Consider the following 16,220-nt stretch of genomic DNA (forward strand, 5'->3'; position numbering starts at 1 on the left):
ACAGCCAAACTAAACAACTCCTACACACCCTTCCATAGAAGAGCACTTTCAATAAGTCCTTATATGACAACCAAGAACATAAACAGGTAACTATTTTAAAACTTCAGTTACCACCTCATTCACAGAACTGATGATTCTTGTTTAACCCCGCCCCCAACTTAGTCTTTAGGCCTTGAATCCCAGGCATTACGCAAAGATTCAACACACAACCACACACCCCATTGAGGCCGATTAACTGAAACACCCAACAACGTCACAACCACAACAATCCACCCGTAACTTCCGTTAATTCAAACAAACGACAACAACTCAACACGTCATCCGTCAGTCGCCTTACTCCAAAAACAACAAGAACAGAGGACGATGCAATGCTTTCAACACACTTGCCACGACGATGGGCCAAGCGCTCGACCCTACTGTGTGCCTCGATGCTGGCCATTCCGGTAAACGCCGAACTGCTGGACGACAGCAGCGCTCGCCTGGAATTGCGCAACTATTACTTCAATCGGGACTATCGCGAAGGCACTGCCCCGCCCCGTGAAGAATGGGCACAAGGTTTCCTCTTGCGCCTGGACTCGGGCTTTACCGAAGGTCGCATCGGTGTCGGTGCCGACGCCATCGGCATGCTCGGGATCAAGCTCGACTCCGCCCCAGGCCGAACCGGCACCGGGCTGCTGAAGGTGGCGCGCAATGGCCGGGCAGAGGATGACTATTGGAAACTGGCCTTGGCCGGAAAACTCAAGACCAGCAAGACCTTGTTCAAGTTCGGCGCGCTGGTGCCACCGGTACTGCCGACACTGAAACCCAACGACGGCCGCCTGTTTCCGCAGATTTTCGAAGGCGGGTTACTGACGTCGAATGAATTCGATGACCTGGAGTTTACCGCCGGGCGCCTGAGCCGGGTCATGCAGCGCAACGCCACGCAGTACACGCCGCTGACCTTGAGCCCCTTGAACCGGCGCTTTCAGGGCCAGGGGGCAACGGCGGAACACTTCGACATGGCGGGCGTCGACTATCGCTTTCACAAGCAATGGCTGGCTCGCGCGCATGTTGCCCAGTTGCAGGACATCTACCGCCAGCAGGTCTTCACCCTGGTCAACAAGAGCCCCTGGGGCGCAGGAACCTTCAGCAGCGATCTGCGCTTGAGCCTGATGAACGACTACGGCAATGCCAAAGGCGGCAAGATCGACAACCGCGCCCTGCAGGGCTTGCTCGGCTATGCCTATAACGGCCACAGCCTTGGCCTGGCTTATCAGCGAATGTTGGGGGACACCGGTTACGCCAACATCCTCGGGGCCGATGCCAACTTGATCAACTTATCCGTACTGGGCGACTTCGCCAATGCCAAGGAACGTTCCTGGGCACTGCGTTATGGCTATGACTTCGCCAGCCTGGGCTTGCCGGGCCTGAGTATCAACAGCCGTTATATATCCGGCAGCCACGCCGAAATTACCGGCACTCGAAAGATCGGCAAGTCATGGGAGTTGGATAACGAACTGCGTTATGTCGTGCAGCAAGGCCCGCTAAAGAATGTAAGCGTACGCCTGCGCAGTGCGCTTTATCGTTCCAACTATGCCAAGAACTTCATTCGCGACACTGACGATACACGGCTGATGCTCAGTTACTCCTGGAACATCAAGTAATCCAACACGCAGAGCCGATATAACAGTTCAAATGCCTAGAGGTGCTATTCCCATGCAACGTCTATTATTGAAAAGTTTGGCCAGCCTGTTGTTTTTAAACCTGATCAACCCCGTCGCGGCCAAACAAACCCGTCAGCCGGAAAGCGTCCCGGAGTTCCGACCGGGCTACTTGATCGGTTATCTGAAACAGCAGGATCTACCCAATAGCCTGTCACTGTTGCCACCACCTCCTGCGGTGGCTACTCCAGCCTTTGCTCTGGACCAGAGCCTGGCTGAAAACAGCCAGGCCTTGCGTGGTAGCAAACGCTGGGAGTTGGCCGTCAGCGATGCCAACCTGAAGTTCCCCGCCGCCGCAGAGACGTTTTCCTGTGCCCTGAATGCGCCCATCAGCGAACAGCACACACCTGTGCTGTACAGAGTCTTGCGGCGCACCCTGACCGATGCCGGGCTGGCCACCTATAGCGCAAAGACGCGCTACCAGCGCACCCGGCCCTTCGTCTACAACCAGCAGCCCAGTTGCACCCCAGAAGATGCGGCCAAGCTCGCCGCCGATGGTTCCTACCCATCGGGGCACAGTGCAATCGGCTGGACCTGGGCGCTGCTGTTGAGCGAACTGTCCCCCGAGCACGGCAACGCGCTCTGGGCCCGTGGCCGGGCCTATTCGGAAAGCCGCATGGTGTGCAACGTGCATTGGTACAGCGATATCCGTGAAGGGCGTGAAATCGGCGCGATCACCGTGGCACGCTTGCACGCCGACCCGACCTTCCAGGCCGACTTCGCCGTCGCCCGGCAAGAGTTGCTGGCCGTTCGCGCCAAGGGCCTGACCGCCAGCGGCGACTGTGCGGCGCAAGCGCAAGCCCTGGCACTTGGCGCTGACTAGGGGGCCAGGGTAATGACCTTGAAGGTATTGGCATGAAACAGCGGGTCCGGCTTGGGTTCGGCCGGGCTCGCGGCCGGCTGGGTGAAGTCCATCGCCGCCAGGTAGACCCGCTGGCTGCGCGGGTCGAACGCCATGTTGTAGGCCATGGGCTGGGTGCTGACGCTGCCCAGGGGCTGGTAGCGGTCGGCATCAAGCTGGGCGATGACGCTGAGGTTGGCGTCCACCCCGCTGGCGATCAGCAAGCGCCGGGCCTGCGGGTCGTAGGCCAGGGCGTTGACGTCGCGGGTGATCGGCAGGCTGGCCTTCAGCGCGCCGCTGTCGCGGTCGAGCACCAGCAGCAGCGGTCGCTCACCGCGGCAGGCGACGAACAGCCGCCCGCGCTGTTCATCCTGGGCCAGGGCGCTGGGCCGCTGACAGTCGGGATACTGCCAGCGATCCAGGACCTTGAAGCTGCTGGAAGACAGCCGCGCGACGATGCCCTCGTCGCGCATCGGCAAAAAGAAACTGCCATCGCCCTTGAGCAGCAAGGGGTCGATCTTCTTCACCGCCAGCTCGTGGGCCGCAGTGATCCGTTCTTCCTTGGGGTCGAACACGAACAGGGTCGAGCGATCGGCCCGGCGCCCGCTGACGATGATCACCTGCCCGGTGCGCGGCTCGTACACCGCGCTATTGAGGTTGCTCTGGGTCACGGCGATGCGCTTGAGCGGCTTGAGTGTGGATAACTCCACCAGCCCCAGGCTGCCGTCGGTATTGAGCACCAGCAGGCGGTCCAGTTCGGGCACCAGCACCACGCCGTTGGCGCCCGCCGATTGCTCGATGGTCCGCACCGGGCGCTGCTTGTCGACATCGAACACGCTCAGGCCATTGTCGCGCCGGGCCAGGAACAGGTAGGGCCGGGTCGGGTCCAGGGTGATAAAGCCCCAGCTGCTGCCGGCCCCCGGCAACTGCACTTGCTGCTCGCGGTGGTACAGGCGTTCATCCGCTGGCGCGGCGGCCTGGGCCACGCCGCAAAACGCCAGGAGCGCACTCAGGGTCAGGGCTCTCATCAGAACTCCAGGGTGCTGGACAGCGACACTTGGCGAGCGTCTCCCAGGGACACGAAGTACTTGCTCGCCGACGAGGTGTAGTAGGTCTTGTCGAACAGGTTCTTCACGTTGAGCTGGAACTTGACCTTCTGCCCTTCGACCCGGGTGTCGTAGGTGGCGAAGGCATCGGCCACGGTGTAGCCCGGCAGGTCGAAACTGTTGGGCGCATCCCCGGCGCGCTGGCCGACATAACGGGCCCCGGCGCCGACCCGCAGGCGGTCGCCGCCGATCAGGCTGCCGAAGTCGTAGACCGCCGACAGCGAGCCGCTGTTCTTCGCCACGTTCTGCAGCTGCTTGCCCTTGTACTGGGTGTCCTTGGTCACTTCAGCGTCGGTGTAGGCATAGCTGCCGATCAGGCTCCACTGGTCCGTCAACTGCCCGGTCAGGTCCAGTTCCAGGCCCTGGGAGTGCACTTCACCGGCCACGCTGGTGACGGTCTCGGAGGCGGTGGCGGTGGTCACCAGCACGTTGCGCTTGGTGATGTCGAACAGCGCCGCGCTGGCGGTGATGCGCCCGGGAATGTCGAGCTTGGCCCCCAGTTCCCAGGACTTGGCTTCTTCCGGCGCGATGGAGCCGTCCAGCACTGCGGTGCCGCCGGCCAGCTGGGCGATGCTGGAGTTGGGTTTGAACGACTCGGTGTAGCTGCCGTAGAACGACAGCTGGTCGGTGTAGCGGTACACCAGGCCGGCACGGGGCACGAACTTCTGCCCATTGCTGTCGGTGTTGGCGTGGAACGGCCGGCCCTTGCCGGCGTACTGGTCGTATTCCTGGAAGCGCCCGCCGCCGACCAGGATCCACTGGTCGGTGAGGTGGATGGCGTCCTGGAAGAACAGCGAATCACTGCGCAGCAGGTCGGTCTGGTCGCTGTCCGGGGCGCTGACCGTGGTGCCGGCCACTTCCCGACCGTAGACCGGGTTCAGGTAGTTGAAGGTGGTCCGGCTTTTCTGCCGGATCAGGTCGGCGCGGTAGATCTTGCGGTATTCGTCGTCCAGGCCGAACACCAGGTCGTGCTGCATGCCGCCCAACTGCACCTTGCCTTCCAGGCTGACGGTGGCGTAGCGGTCGGTGGTCAGGGCGTTCTGGGTACCATCCATGGTCCGGGTCAGGGTGCCGTTGGGATTCACCGCGGTCAGGCGCACCTGGCTGGCGTCGTAGGTCTCGCGGTTCCAGCTGTAGCCGAAGTGGGCTTTCCAGTCGTCGCTGAGCTCGTGGTCGACTTCAAGGCGATACAGGTCCGAGCGCCCTTCCATGTTGTTGAACGGCTCGTCCAGGCGCCGGGTGGCCGGAATGTCCAGCGGGTGGTTGGTCTTGGGATCGATGGCGGTGCCACGGTCGAACGGCGTGAGGAACTCGCGGTGCTCATAGGCCAGCAGCACCTTGGTGCGCTCGCCGTACCAGGCCAGGGACGGCGCCACCAGGGATTCGCGATGGGTGCCGAAGTTGCGCCAGTAATCTTCATCCTCGTGGTCGACGATCAGCCGGTAGGCCAACCCGGAATCACCGAGCGGCCCGGTGGTGTCCAGGCTGCCGCCGCTGCCGTTCTTGCCCGAGCCGTAGGTCGAGCCGCGCACGGTCAGGGCCGTGGACTGCTGCAGCTCGGGCTTCTTGCTGACCACGTTGACCACTCCGCCCGGGTCCTGGATGCCATACAGCAGCGACGAGGGGCCCTTGAGCACTTCCACCCGTTCCGCCGTGGCGTTCAGCGCCCGGCCCTGCACCACCGGCATGCTGTCGCGCATGATCGAACCGTTGCGGTTGTCGCCGAAGCCGCGCAGCAGCACGGCGTCCTGGGTGCCGCCCAGGGTGTTGGTCTGGGTGATGCCGCTGACGTTCTTCAGGGCGTCATCCAGGTTGCGCGGGGTCTGGTCGCGCAGCACCTGGGCCGGAACCACGTTGATGATCTGCGGGATTTCCTGGTTCAGCGCCTGGGACCGCGCCACCGAGGTGCTGGCCGGCGGCTGGTAGCTGGTGCTGTCGTCGAGCCCCAGGGTGGTGATGCTGGTGGGGCTCAGGTTCAACCCGCTGCTGACCGGCAGGGGTTCGAGGACCCGGGTACGGGCATCGCTGTGCCGGTAGGTGAAACCGGAATTGCCCAACAGCCGTTGCAGGGCCTGGTCGGCACTGAACTGGCCACTCACCGCAGGCGCCTTGAGGCTGTAGGGCGCGTCATCGGTGTAGACCACGCTGATCCCGGTCACGCGGGTGAAGTCGCTCAGGGCTTGCGGCAGCGGCTTGGCCGCGATGGAAAAGTTGAACAGCGCGCTGTGTTGCTCAGCGCCAGACTCGCTCGCCAGCGCCACGCCCAGGGGCAGCATGGCCAACCCCGACACCACCAGCGCCGAAGCGCCGAACCACCGTTTGACCGAACCGTTTGCCGCCGAATGTGCCCTGGACTTCATGCTTGAGACTCGCGTGTAAAAAAGCCGTGAATGCGAATTAGTCGCACTTTCAAGCACTACACGTAGCCCGAACGCAAAGACCTCACCTGTTTTTTGAAAATATTTTCACGACAGCAAACACGGCGCCGCCCGATGCATCCCCTGCGGCCGCGGCTACAAAGAGCGCTGGATGCGCCCGGCGCTGGTGCTGGAGCCCACTGGCCGGCCCTGCTGCTCCATGGCTTTGAAATACTGCAGCATCGCGTCGAGGTCGCTGAGCCCGAGGTCGCTGCGGTTGCGGCCGCTCTTGAACAGGCTGAAGCGGTCGCCGCCATCGGCCAGGAAGCCGTTCATCACCAGCCGGTAGTTGCCGTCGGCCTGCAGCGGTTTGCCATTGAGGCGCACGCTGCCGGGCACTACGCGGCTGTCCAGCGGGCGCGTGGCGTCCCAGCGGTAGCTGAAGCCCTCGGACACTTGCAGGATGTTGGCATCGTCCGCGCCCTTCCATTGCTGGTTGAGCACCTGCTCGATCTGCCGACCGCTCAGGTCGAAGGCGATCAGGTTGTTGTTGAACGGCTGCAGGGTTGCCAGTTGCCCGTAGTTCACCTGGGTTTGCCCGGGCTCCAGGGCCAGGTCGCTGCGAATGCCACCGGTGTTCATGAAGGCGATCTGTGCACCGTTGGCCCGGCCGCCGGCCAGATGCGCGTCGGCGATCAGGTCGCCGATGGGCATTTCCCCGGCGACATCGGCGCGCCGGGCAATCGGCGAGGCGGCCATCGCGCCCACCGGTTTGAGCAGCACCTGGTTGCTGCGCGCTTCAACCTGTTGTTGCAGCTGCGCCAGGGCCGGGTCCTGTGGATAACGGGTCGGATCGGCCAGCAGGTTGGCCGCCTGGATGCTCGCCACCCGGTGCTGGCCCGGGGTCACTTGCAGGGTCAGGTGGGTCAGCAGGTGGCCATATGAATTGCCCTGGGTCACCAGCAGCGGCCCGACCTTGCACAGGTAGCCCTGGTGCGAGTGGGCGCTGATCAGCACGTCCACCGCAGGGTCCAGGCGCTTGGCCACCTCGACGATGTCGCCGCCCAGTTGCGAGCAGTCCGGCTTGTCGAACGGCTCCGGGGTCGAGCCGCCCTGGTGCACCACCGCGACGATGGCGTTGACCCCCTTGGCGTTGAGCTCGGGAATCAGCCGGTTGATGGCGTCGGCCTCATCGGCCACCTGCAGGCCACGCATGCCCTTGGCGCTGACCACCGAGGCCACGTCCCGCAGCACCGCGCCGACGAAGGCCACCTTGACCCCGCGCACCTCCTCGATGCGGTAGGCCGGCAACAGCGGCTGGCCGGTGTCGCTGTCCAGCAGGTTGGCCGCCAGGTAGGGGAAACCGCTGCCCGGGTAGTTCGGGCGGAACTGGCAGGCCTTGTCCGGACGCGACGACTGGCAGCCGCCGTTGAGCTGGCGCAGGAACTCGGCCTTGCCGTTGTCCAGTTCGTGGTTGCCGATGGCGCTGAGTTTCATGTCCATGTGGCGCAGGGCTTCCAGGGTCGGCTCATCGGCCCACATGGCCGACAGCGGCGGGCTGCCGCCCACCAGGTCGCCGGCGCCGATGAACAGCAGCTGCGGGTCCTGCTGGCGCAACTGGGTGAGCATGCCGCCCAGGGTGGCGATGCCGCCGGCCTGCAATTTGCGCACCCCGCCCGGGGCCTGCGGGTCCTTGTAGCTGAAGGGGTTGGCTTGCAGGTAGCCGTGCAAATCGTTGATGGCGACGATGTTCACCGCCACCGGTTGCGGCTCGCGCGGCAGCGAGCTGCAACCGGCCAGGGTGACCAGGGCCAGGGTCAGTGCACTCAGCAGCCGGGGCATGGGACGAAGACGGGACATGAAAGAAATCCTTGGAAAGTCGACGAAAAAAAAGCCGCTGGCGAAAGCTGTGAGCGGTCGACGCAGGGGGCTGGACAACAGCACCGGCCTGGTCGTCGATCACAGCCTGCGCCAGCGGCTACAGGCTAGGCCATCAGGCCGGTTGCAGGCTGCCGTGGAGCACTTGCGGTGCGGGCGGCGCCTTCAGCGCGGTGCCCATGCCGGCGCGCAGCAGCAGGATCTTCAGGTGGTCGGTGATGCGCTCGACCCGGTCCTGGAAGTGGTTGTGGAAGATCATGCTGCCCAGGGCGATGGCGATCCCCAGGGCGGTGGCGTACAGCGCGGTGCCGATGCCCTTGGACACTTCGCCCGGGTCGCTGACGCCGGTCTCGGCCAGGGCCTTGAAGGTGTCGATGATCCCCAGGATGGTCCCCAGAAGCCCCAGCAAGGGTGCGGCGGTGACCACGGTTTCCAGCAGCCACAGACCATGCATCAGCTTGCTGCGGGTGGCGATGTAGATCGACTCGCTGAGGTCTTCCAGGTCCTTGTGGCTGGCCAGCCCCTGCTTGTGGGCAAACAGCTCGGCGACCATCTCCAGGGGCAGGCTGTTGCGCTGGCGCAGCTCGGCGGGCAAGTCGTCGACGCTGTGCATTTTCGGGTTGAGCACGCTCTCCAGTTTCTTCGCCTGGCGCAGGCTGAAACTGAAGTAGATGCCCCGCTCCACGGCGATAAAGGCGGCAATCGCGGCGGCGCCGTACATGGTGTAGAAGGTGATGTCGTGCAGCAGATTCATGTCCATCGTCATTTCCTCTTGGGCCCGAAGGGCATCAGAACCCGGCTTCCAGGGAGACCATCGCGGTGCGTTCTTCACCCACGTTGTAATAGGCGGTGCTTGGCGCCAGGCCATTGGTCTTCACCGAGTTGAAGGACACGGTGCGGGTCGAGGCCAGGTATTCCTTGTCGAACACGTTGAGCATGGAGAAGCGCAGGGTCGCGGACTTCAGCACCTTCTTGTCCACCGGCAGGTGGATACCGGCGTTGAGGTCGACCACGGTGCGGCCGGCGATCTTCTCGTCGTTGGTCAGGTCGCCGTAGAAGGCGCCGACGTACTTGCCGACGACGTTGCCGTAGTAGCGCGAGTCGTCGTAGCCCAGGCTCAGGTTGAACATGTTTTCCGGCACGTTGGCCAGTTGCTTGCCGGAGGTCGGCAGCAGCACGTTCTTGTTGGTCAGGTCGTCCATCTGCTCGGACTTGGTGTAGGTGTACGAGGCGTAGTAGTTGAAGTCGTGGGGCAGCTTGCCGCTCCACTCCAGCTCCAGGCCGCGGTTCTTCACTTCGCCGACGTTGGCCACGACATAGTCGCCGTTGATGTCGGTGGTGGAAATCTGCCGGTCCTTGAAGCTGATGTAGAACAGGGTCGCGCTCAGGGCCATGTTCTCTTCGCTGTAGCGCCAGCCCAGTTCCTGGTTCCAGCTCAGCTCGGGTTTCAGGCTGATCGAGTCGCCCTTGTTGTAAAGCACGTAGTTGGGCGGCGTGCGCATGTTGCGGGTGACGTTGTAGAACGCCTGGTTGTTCGGGTCCACCTGGTACTTGGCGTTGAAGCTGGGCAGGAACTGGTGGTACTTGGCGTCGCGTTTTTCCGGCTTGTCGGTGAGGCTGCCGAGGTTGTTGCCGTCGCGTTCCACGTACTGGTAGGCCAGGGCCCCGGTCAGGGTCAGGTCTTGAGTGGCCTGCCAGGTGTCCTGGATCCACAGCTTCTGCGCCGGGGTCACGGTGTACTGATGGCGGCCCTGCACCGTGGCGCCATTGCGGTCCACCAACTGGTCGGAACCGTTGTAGTCGCCCCAGACGTTTTCCGGTGCGCCATTGCCCTTGATGCCGATGAAGGGCTGGGTCTGGCGGTTGCGGGCGCGCTCGTACCAGTAGCCGACGTCCAGGCTGTGGGCTTCGTTGAGGTCCCACTTGAGCTTGGTGGTCATGCCGGGGCGCCAGGTTTCGGTCCACGACGGCCGGTAGTAGGTGCCGCTGGGCAGCCCGGAAAGGTCATAGTTGCCGGCCTTGTTCGACGAGGCAGACAGGCTGGTGGCGGTCTGGCCGCTGAAGCTGCCACCGTTGGACCACACGTAGTACGGGTTGAAGGTCAGGCTCAGGTCGTCACGCAGCTGGAAGCGCTGGGTCACCGAAGCGGTCACGCTTTCGAAGGGGTTGCGGTTGAGCTTGTAGGACTGGGATACGCTGCCGTTCTTGAACACGGTGCTTTCCGAGTAGTCCAGGCGCCGGCCCTGGTTCTGGAACTGGGCCTTGCTCAGGCTGTTGTAGTTGTAGTTTTCCTGTTTGTTGTACTTGACGATGGCGTTGGTGGAGTTGCCGTTGCCGTCTTCGAACAGGGTGCTCCACTCGATCTTGTCGGCGCGCAGGGTGCCCTTGCCGCGCCATTTGTCACCCTCGGTATGGGAGGCCGAAACCCAGGTCTTGAAGCCGCCCAGGTCGCCGGTGTTCAAGCGGGCGAAGGTCTTGCGCACATTGTTCGAGCCGACGGACTGCTTGGCGAACACGCCGAAATCCTTGGTCGGGCGGATGGTCACCAGGCCGATATTGCCGCCGCTGGAGCCGATGTGCGGGCCATCGGCCTCGGAGGAACCCTGGGTGACGAAGACTTCGCTGAAGTTCTCCGGGTCGCCCATCAGGTTCGGATAGATGGCGTAGTCACCGGAGTCGTTGATTGGGAAACCGTCGGCGGACAGCCCGACCTGGTCGGAGTTCATCCCGCGCATGGTGAAGTTGGTGCCGCTCAGGCCCGTGGCGTCGGTGCTGGAGACGTTGATCCCCGGGGTGTACTTGAGCTTGTCCACGGCGTTGGCGGTGGGGGCCATCTGGTCCATGGCTTCCTTGGTCACGGTGGAGCGCCCCTTGGCGCTTTCTTCCTTGATCATGTGGCCGTTGCCCAGGGTCTGTTTACCGGCAACGTTCACCGCACCGACGTCAACTGTATCGTCGGCCAGAACCAATGGCGCAAAACTGCCCAGGCCCGATGCCAGAAGCAGGGCATAAAGTTTATTGATCTTCACGGGTCAATCCCTTGCTTACAACTTTCGTTAATAGGTGATGGGTTTATTCCACGTTGTAACTAAAGGTCGCAGTAAAACGTTGCTTGTTCTTGCCGGAGAAGGCGTCCGAGGGAAACGGTGAAACTTTCTCCACACGGCGCAAACTGGTTTGCGCGGCGCGATTGAGCAACATGTTCGGCGCCTTGTTTTCGATGCCACTGTCGAGCACGTTGCCGGCCCGATCGACTTCCAGCCAGATCACTACATCGCCCTGGGGACGTTGCAGCGAGGCCTCGCGGCCGCTGGGGTATTGCTTGTGCTTTTCCAGTTCCTTGCGCAAAGCGGCGGTGTACAGGCTTTCCTTGATGGCACTGCTGGGCGCCGCGGGTGCGGAGGCCGGAGCAGGTACGGCGGCCGGTGGCGCCACCGGTTTGGGGGCGGCGGCCACCGCGGGCTGCGGCGCCACCGGAGTGCTCTGGGCCACGGCGGCCGGGGCCGGCTTGGGTGGCTGCGGCTTGGCCACCAGAGGCTTGGGCGCCGCCGGTTTGGGCTTGACCACCGGCTTGGGCTTGGGTGGCTCGATCACCAGCGGTTCTTCCTCCGGGACCACCTGCGGCGGCTCGGGCTCGACCGGCAGCGGCTCGGGTTCCGGCGGCGGTGGCTCGGCGACCGCCAGCAGTTCGGCGGCATCGACCAGGGCAATTTCCACCGTGCTTTCGTCGTACACCGGCTTGATCTGCAACTGTTGCAACTGGCTGGTATAGATCACCAGCAGCAACAGGCCAGCCGGCAGCAGGCACGCCAGCCATTTGCGAGTTCTATATAAACTGAACATGGCGTCAGGACTTGCGTGTAGCAATGGAGACGGAAGAGAAGCCATTGCCCTTGAGCAAGTCCATCACCGACACCAGGCGCTTAACTTCCACGCCTTGATCGCTATTGATAATGATCACCAACTTTTCACTGCCGTTGTTCAGCACTTTAAGTTGAGCCAACAGCGCCCCTTCATCCAGGTCCTGGCCGTCAAGTTGCAGGCGCTCTTGCAGGCCCAGGGTAATCACTGCCTTGTTTTGCGGTTTCAACTGTTGCGCGGTACTGGCGACCGGCAACTGTGTCTTGATCCCTACGGCCGGGATCACGTTGAGGCTGATGAGTACGAAGAACACCAGCAAAAACATCATCACGTCGATCATCGGAATGATCTCGATGTGTGCTTTTTTCTTTTTGGCTACATCCCAGCTGCGCATCGTCTTGCTCCCGCTTCAGCTTTCCCTCCCTTGTGAGAGCTGAATCACAACCCTCGCCGATCCTGACCATGTGCTCAGGAATGCGCAGATCATCTCCGCCTCATGTAACGTTTTGGTGACAGAACGGGGTGATATCGATGAATGTTCGGGAGCTCTGGGACGCGCTTCTCAGCGCAGGACGATGAATCTTCCAAGCACCTGGTGCTGCTGGAAACCGAGCACCGCCTGCAGCGAGTCGAGGACCGCTTGCGGGTCCTGGCTGGAGAAACTGCCGCTGATCCGGCGTGCCGCCAGCTGGTCGTTGAGCAGCAGGATGCGCCCGGGGAAATAGCGCCGCAGGTCGGCCACCACCTCGCCCAGCGGCGCCTGGTAGTAGTTCAGCCAACCTTGGCGCCAGGCCAGTTGCGCCTCGCTGTCGACGCCATGCAGCGGGGTCGCCGCGCCGTGCCCGTAGCCCACTTGCTGGCCCGCGCCGAGTACCTGCTGCGCCGCGCCCTGGGCCGCCGTGACCCCGACCCGCCCGGACAGCACCGTGACCTGGGCCCCTTGCGGTTGCAGGCGCACTTCGAACTGGGTGCCCAGGACCCGCGCCTCGCCCTCCCCGGCCGCCACTACAAAAGGCGCGTCGGTATGGCTGACGCTGAAGAATCCGGCGCCGCGGCGCAGTTGCACATGCCGCTCGCCGCCACTGAAATCCACGGCAATCGCGCTGTCGGCATCCAGGGTCACCTGGCTCTGGTCGGCCAGGGTCACGGTGCGCACCTGGCCCGGCGCGGAAACGTAGTCGGCCCCCAGGTCATCGACCCAACGCCCGGGCTGCCAACCGGCGCCCAGGGCCACCGCCAGCAACAGGCTGGCGGCCATGGCCAGGCCCGCCGACCAGCGTCGCCGAGCCCGGCCCTGGGCGGCCTCCATGGAGCGCAGCAGGCCTTGCAGGGCAAAGGCGTCTTCATCGGCCAGGGTGCGCGCCGGCTGTTCGCTCAACTCCCACAGCACCTGGGCCTGGGCATAGGCCTCGATGTGCGCGGGGTCGGCCTGCAGCCACTGGCTGAAGGTCGCCTGGTCACCGCTGCTGGGCTGATCGTGGAGCAGGCTCAGCCAGGCCAGCGCGGCCTGTTCCTGGGCGGGCGTCGGGCTGACACGGGGGCGGTGGTTCACGGTGCATTCCTTGGCGTGCGCGGGGTCACGGGTTCCCGCAGGCTGGCCTTGCAGGCTTCGAGGGCGCGCATCATATGTTTTTCCACGGCGCTTTGGGACAGGCCCATGGCCTTGGCGATCTCGGCGTACTTGCGCCCGTGGATGCGGTTGAGCAGGAAGATCTGCCGGGTGCGCTGCGGCAGGCTGCGCAGGGCGGCCTCGACGTGGCGCAGGTCGTTGCCGGCTTCCAGCGCCGCCTGGGGCTCGCTGCCCTGGTTGTCCTGCTGCTCCGGCAGCCAGCCTTCGCTGACCCGCACCCGCGCGCCTTCACTGCGCAGATGATCGATGGCGATGTTGCCGGCGCAGCGCAGCAGGTAGGTGCTGAGTTCCTCGACCTGCACCAGCGGCCGGCGCCAGAAGCGCAGGAACAGGTCCTGCACCAGGTCGGCGGCGGTGGCCCGGCAACCGACCCGGCGGCTGACCAGGGCTTCCATCTGCGAACGCTGGGACAGGAACACCTGAAGGAAATGCGCGCGGCCGCCCTGTGGGTCGGCGTGATCCCGATCAGAAGGCTCCGGTGGCAGGGTGCTCATCATCGTCCGCTCGCTCAGCAACGGGCCAGGGCGACGAGCGGGCTGGCCAGCAGGCTGGCCCCTGCCATCGACAGCACCCAACGCGGTCGATACGGCAACAGCAGCACCAGCAGCAAGGCGCTGCACATCAGCAACGCGCACCACTGCACCAGCCCCAGGCTCCAGCCGGTATCGAGCACCGCCGCCGCCAGCGACAGGCCCAGCAGCAACCAGCCGCCCAGGCGCAGGCCGTGACGGCGCACGGTCGAAGGCTTGTGCCCGAGCAGTTCCGCATGATGCCGGTCCAGTGACAGGCACAAGCCGGTGAAACCGGCATAACACAGCAGCAGCGCCAGGAGCATTCAATTCACCTCGTTTTCAGCGGCCAACGGGCGTTGCCGGGGCGTACGCGGCTTGGCGCCGGCCGGCACAGCCGCGGCACGCTGCAGCTTGCGCGCCGCCCAGGCGAGGAACAGGCCGCTGCACAGGCACGCCAGATCGAAGCCGGCCATGCTCCAGTCGCCGCGGACCATGAAGCCATCCGTCAAGCTCGGGCTGGTGAGGACACTCAGCACCGGCACACCGGCGAACAGCACGGCCGCCAGGCCCAGCTGTTCGATCCAGGCGCGACGGCCGGGGCGGATGCAGGCGTGCAACAGGCTCAAGCCCCAGGCCCAGAAGAAGCTGTTGACCTCCCAGTCGGCGCGCTCGGCGAAAGCCGCCGGCAACAAGCGGTTGCTCCAGAAGAATGCCGCCACTGCCAGCACCAGCCCGGCCATGCTGGCGATGTTCAAGACTTCCACCAGGCGCAGCTCGAAGGGCTGCACGGCAGATTTGGCATGCTTGAGCTGGCGCTTGCCGAGCCAGATCACCAGCCCGGTGCCAATCATCGCGGTGCTCGCCAGCCCGCAGATGAAGTACAGCCAGCGCAGCACCGGACCGGCGAACAGCCCCATGTGCAAACCATAGAAACTGCCGCTGATGGCCATCGGCAGGGATTGCTCCGGGCTGGCCTGCAACAGCTGGCCGCTGACCCCGTTGAACGACAGCGTGCTGCCCGCATCGCGCGCCACCCGGTCAGCGCTGTGGCGCATGACGTGCACCGAGGCATTGGCATCCCCCGGGTGGTTGACCACCAGCCGCTGCACCCGGCCGCCCGGCCACTGCTCCAGGGCCTGTTTGAGCAGCGGGTCGAGGGCGGTCAGCGGCGCCGCCTGACCGGCCGCCGGGGTGCTGTTGCTGGCCGGTCGCAGGTCCTTGAAGTAGGCGTTGCTGTCACCCTTGTAGGCCACCTGGATGCTCGCCGGCATGACCATGGACATGAAGATCACCAGGCTGCTGTAGGTGATCATCAAGTGGAACGGCAGCACCAGCACGCCCACCGCGTTGTGCCCGTCGAGCCAGGTACGCTGGCCCTTGCGCGGGCGGAAGGTGAAGAAGTCCTTGAAGATTTTCTTGTGGGTGATGATGCCGCTGATCAGCGCCACGAACATCACCATGGCCGCCATCGTCGACAGCCAGCGGCCCCAGGGATAGGGCATTTGCAGTTGGAAGTGGAAGCGGTAGAAGAACTCGCCGCCGCGAGTGTCGCGCACCTGCAGTTCGCTGCCGGTGGTCGGGTCCAGCAGCTTCTCGGTGAAGGCGCCGCGCTCACCGGGCTTGCCCGGCACCTGCCAGCCCACCGACAGCAGCGGCTGGCGGGCATCGGGCAGGTTGATGAACCAGCGTTGCGCGCCCTGGGCATGGCGTTCCAGGTAGCGCTGGGCCAAGCCCAGGCTGGCATCGGTGTCCAAGGCCCGGGCCGGCGCTTCCGGTTGCATCCAGTGGCTGATCTCATCCTTGAAGTAGGACAGGGTTCCGGTGAGGAAAATCGCAAACAGCAACCAGCCGAACAGTAGCCCGCTCCAGGTATGCAGCCAGGCCATGGACTGACGCAAGCCCTCCTTCATGGCTGGGCCGCCCAATAGGCGCCACCGGCCAGCAGCGCCAGCCCCAGGCTCGGCAGCAAAAGGCCCAACCAGGCCCGCCAGGCGCTGCGACAAGCGAAGCACCAGAGCACCGCCAGCAGATAGAACAGGAACGAGGCCATCATCCCGCTGACCACCGCATCGGCCTTGGGCAAGGGCAGCAGCAAGGTCAGGCAGACACTGGCCAGTGCCGCCAGCAGATAGCCCCCCAGCACTGCGGCGAGAGCCCGCGACGCCACCGCCAGACGATAGGAAGCGGGAAGCCCGCCGACCTTGCTTTTCATGTTTCGACCTTGCCGCGAGGGGGAAGCCCGGCACCGCCCACAGGCGCCCGGAGGAAATAGGCGGCAAGTCTAATGATAAATATTCTCATATGCAAAAAGACTGCGACAACAAGGGCAAGTACG

Annotated in this window: 14 protein-coding genes; 2 read left to right on the top strand and 12 right to left on the bottom strand. The window is 64.1% G+C overall.

Annotated features, from left to right (window positions below):
- Positions 1-368: 368 nt before the first annotated feature.
- Both LXM55_RS07415 and LXM55_RS07420 read left to right on the top strand, forming a co-directional pair.
- A complete protein-coding gene (locus LXM55_RS07415; RefSeq protein WP_233319790.1) occupies positions 369-1,643 on the top strand; it encodes an OprD family porin in 1,275 nt (424 codons plus the stop codon).
- A 52-nt stretch (positions 1,644-1,695) separates the two neighbouring features.
- Positions 1,696-2,523, top strand: a complete 828-nt coding sequence (locus tag LXM55_RS07420) for an acid phosphatase (protein WP_233319791.1) — start codon at positions 1,696-1,698, stop codon at positions 2,521-2,523.
- On the opposite strand, the gene LXM55_RS07425 is transcribed toward LXM55_RS07420, so the two are convergent.
- From LXM55_RS07425 to LXM55_RS07480, 12 genes are all read right to left on the bottom strand, one after another.
- On the bottom strand, positions 2,520-3,569 hold the full coding sequence (locus tag LXM55_RS07425; RefSeq protein WP_233319792.1) for a hypothetical protein: 1,050 nt from the start codon (positions 3,567-3,569) through the stop codon (positions 2,520-2,522). The genes LXM55_RS07420 and LXM55_RS07425 overlap by 4 nt on opposite strands.
- Positions 3,569-6,007 (bottom strand): TonB-dependent siderophore receptor, encoded by a 2,439-nt coding sequence (locus LXM55_RS07430; protein WP_233319793.1) that lies wholly within the window; start codon positions 6,005-6,007, stop codon positions 3,569-3,571. The genes LXM55_RS07425 and LXM55_RS07430 overlap by 1 nt, the downstream gene beginning before the upstream one ends.
- A 153-nt stretch (positions 6,008-6,160) precedes the next feature.
- Positions 6,161-7,864 carry a bifunctional metallophosphatase/5'-nucleotidase gene (locus LXM55_RS07435; RefSeq protein WP_233319794.1) on the bottom strand — a complete coding sequence of 568 codons (1,704 nt, stop codon included), beginning with the start codon at positions 7,862-7,864 and terminating at the stop codon, positions 6,161-6,163.
- Between the two features lie 133 nt (positions 7,865-7,997).
- On the bottom strand, positions 7,998-8,642 hold the full coding sequence (locus LXM55_RS07440; RefSeq protein WP_233319795.1) for a MotA/TolQ/ExbB proton channel family protein: 645 nt from the start codon (positions 8,640-8,642) through the stop codon (positions 7,998-8,000).
- 28 nt (positions 8,643-8,670) lie between these two features.
- On the bottom strand, positions 8,671-10,911 hold the full coding sequence (locus LXM55_RS07445) for a TonB-dependent receptor family protein (protein ID WP_233319796.1): 2,241 nt from the start codon (positions 10,909-10,911) through the stop codon (positions 8,671-8,673).
- Positions 10,912-10,954: 43 nt separating this feature from the next.
- The gene (locus tag LXM55_RS07450; protein ID WP_233319797.1) at positions 10,955-11,725 is read right to left on the bottom strand and encodes an energy transducer TonB family protein; all 771 of its coding nucleotides are present in this window, start codon (positions 11,723-11,725) and stop codon (positions 10,955-10,957) included.
- Positions 11,726-11,729: 4 nt separating this feature from the next.
- A complete protein-coding gene (locus LXM55_RS07455; RefSeq protein ID WP_060837609.1) occupies positions 11,730-12,137 on the bottom strand; it encodes an ExbD/TolR family protein in 408 nt (135 codons plus the stop codon).
- 168 nt (positions 12,138-12,305) lie between these two features.
- The gene (locus tag LXM55_RS07460; RefSeq protein ID WP_233319798.1) at positions 12,306-13,295 is read right to left on the bottom strand and encodes a FecR family protein; all 990 of its coding nucleotides are present in this window, start codon (positions 13,293-13,295) and stop codon (positions 12,306-12,308) included.
- A complete protein-coding gene (locus tag LXM55_RS07465; protein WP_233319799.1) occupies positions 13,292-13,870 on the bottom strand; it encodes an RNA polymerase sigma factor in 579 nt (192 codons plus the stop codon). Before LXM55_RS07465 ends, LXM55_RS07460 begins: the two co-directional genes overlap by 4 nt.
- A gap of 11 nt (positions 13,871-13,881) precedes the next feature.
- Complete coding sequence (locus tag LXM55_RS07470; RefSeq protein ID WP_233319800.1) at positions 13,882-14,208, bottom strand: DUF3325 domain-containing protein; 327 nt, start codon at positions 14,206-14,208, stop codon at positions 13,882-13,884.
- Positions 14,209-15,795, bottom strand: a complete 1,587-nt coding sequence (locus LXM55_RS07475) for a PepSY-associated TM helix domain-containing protein (RefSeq protein WP_233319801.1) — start codon at positions 15,793-15,795, stop codon at positions 14,209-14,211.
- Positions 15,792-16,097: a DUF3649 domain-containing protein gene (locus LXM55_RS07480; RefSeq protein WP_233319802.1), complete on the bottom strand. Its 306-nt coding sequence runs from the start codon at positions 16,095-16,097 to the stop codon at positions 15,792-15,794. Before LXM55_RS07480 ends, LXM55_RS07475 begins: the two co-directional genes overlap by 4 nt.
- Positions 16,098-16,220: the final 123 nt, after the last annotated feature.

Source organism: Pseudomonas sp. Au-Pse12, assembly GCF_021341665.1.
Lineage (GTDB): Bacteria > Pseudomonadota > Gammaproteobacteria > Pseudomonadales > Pseudomonadaceae > Aquipseudomonas.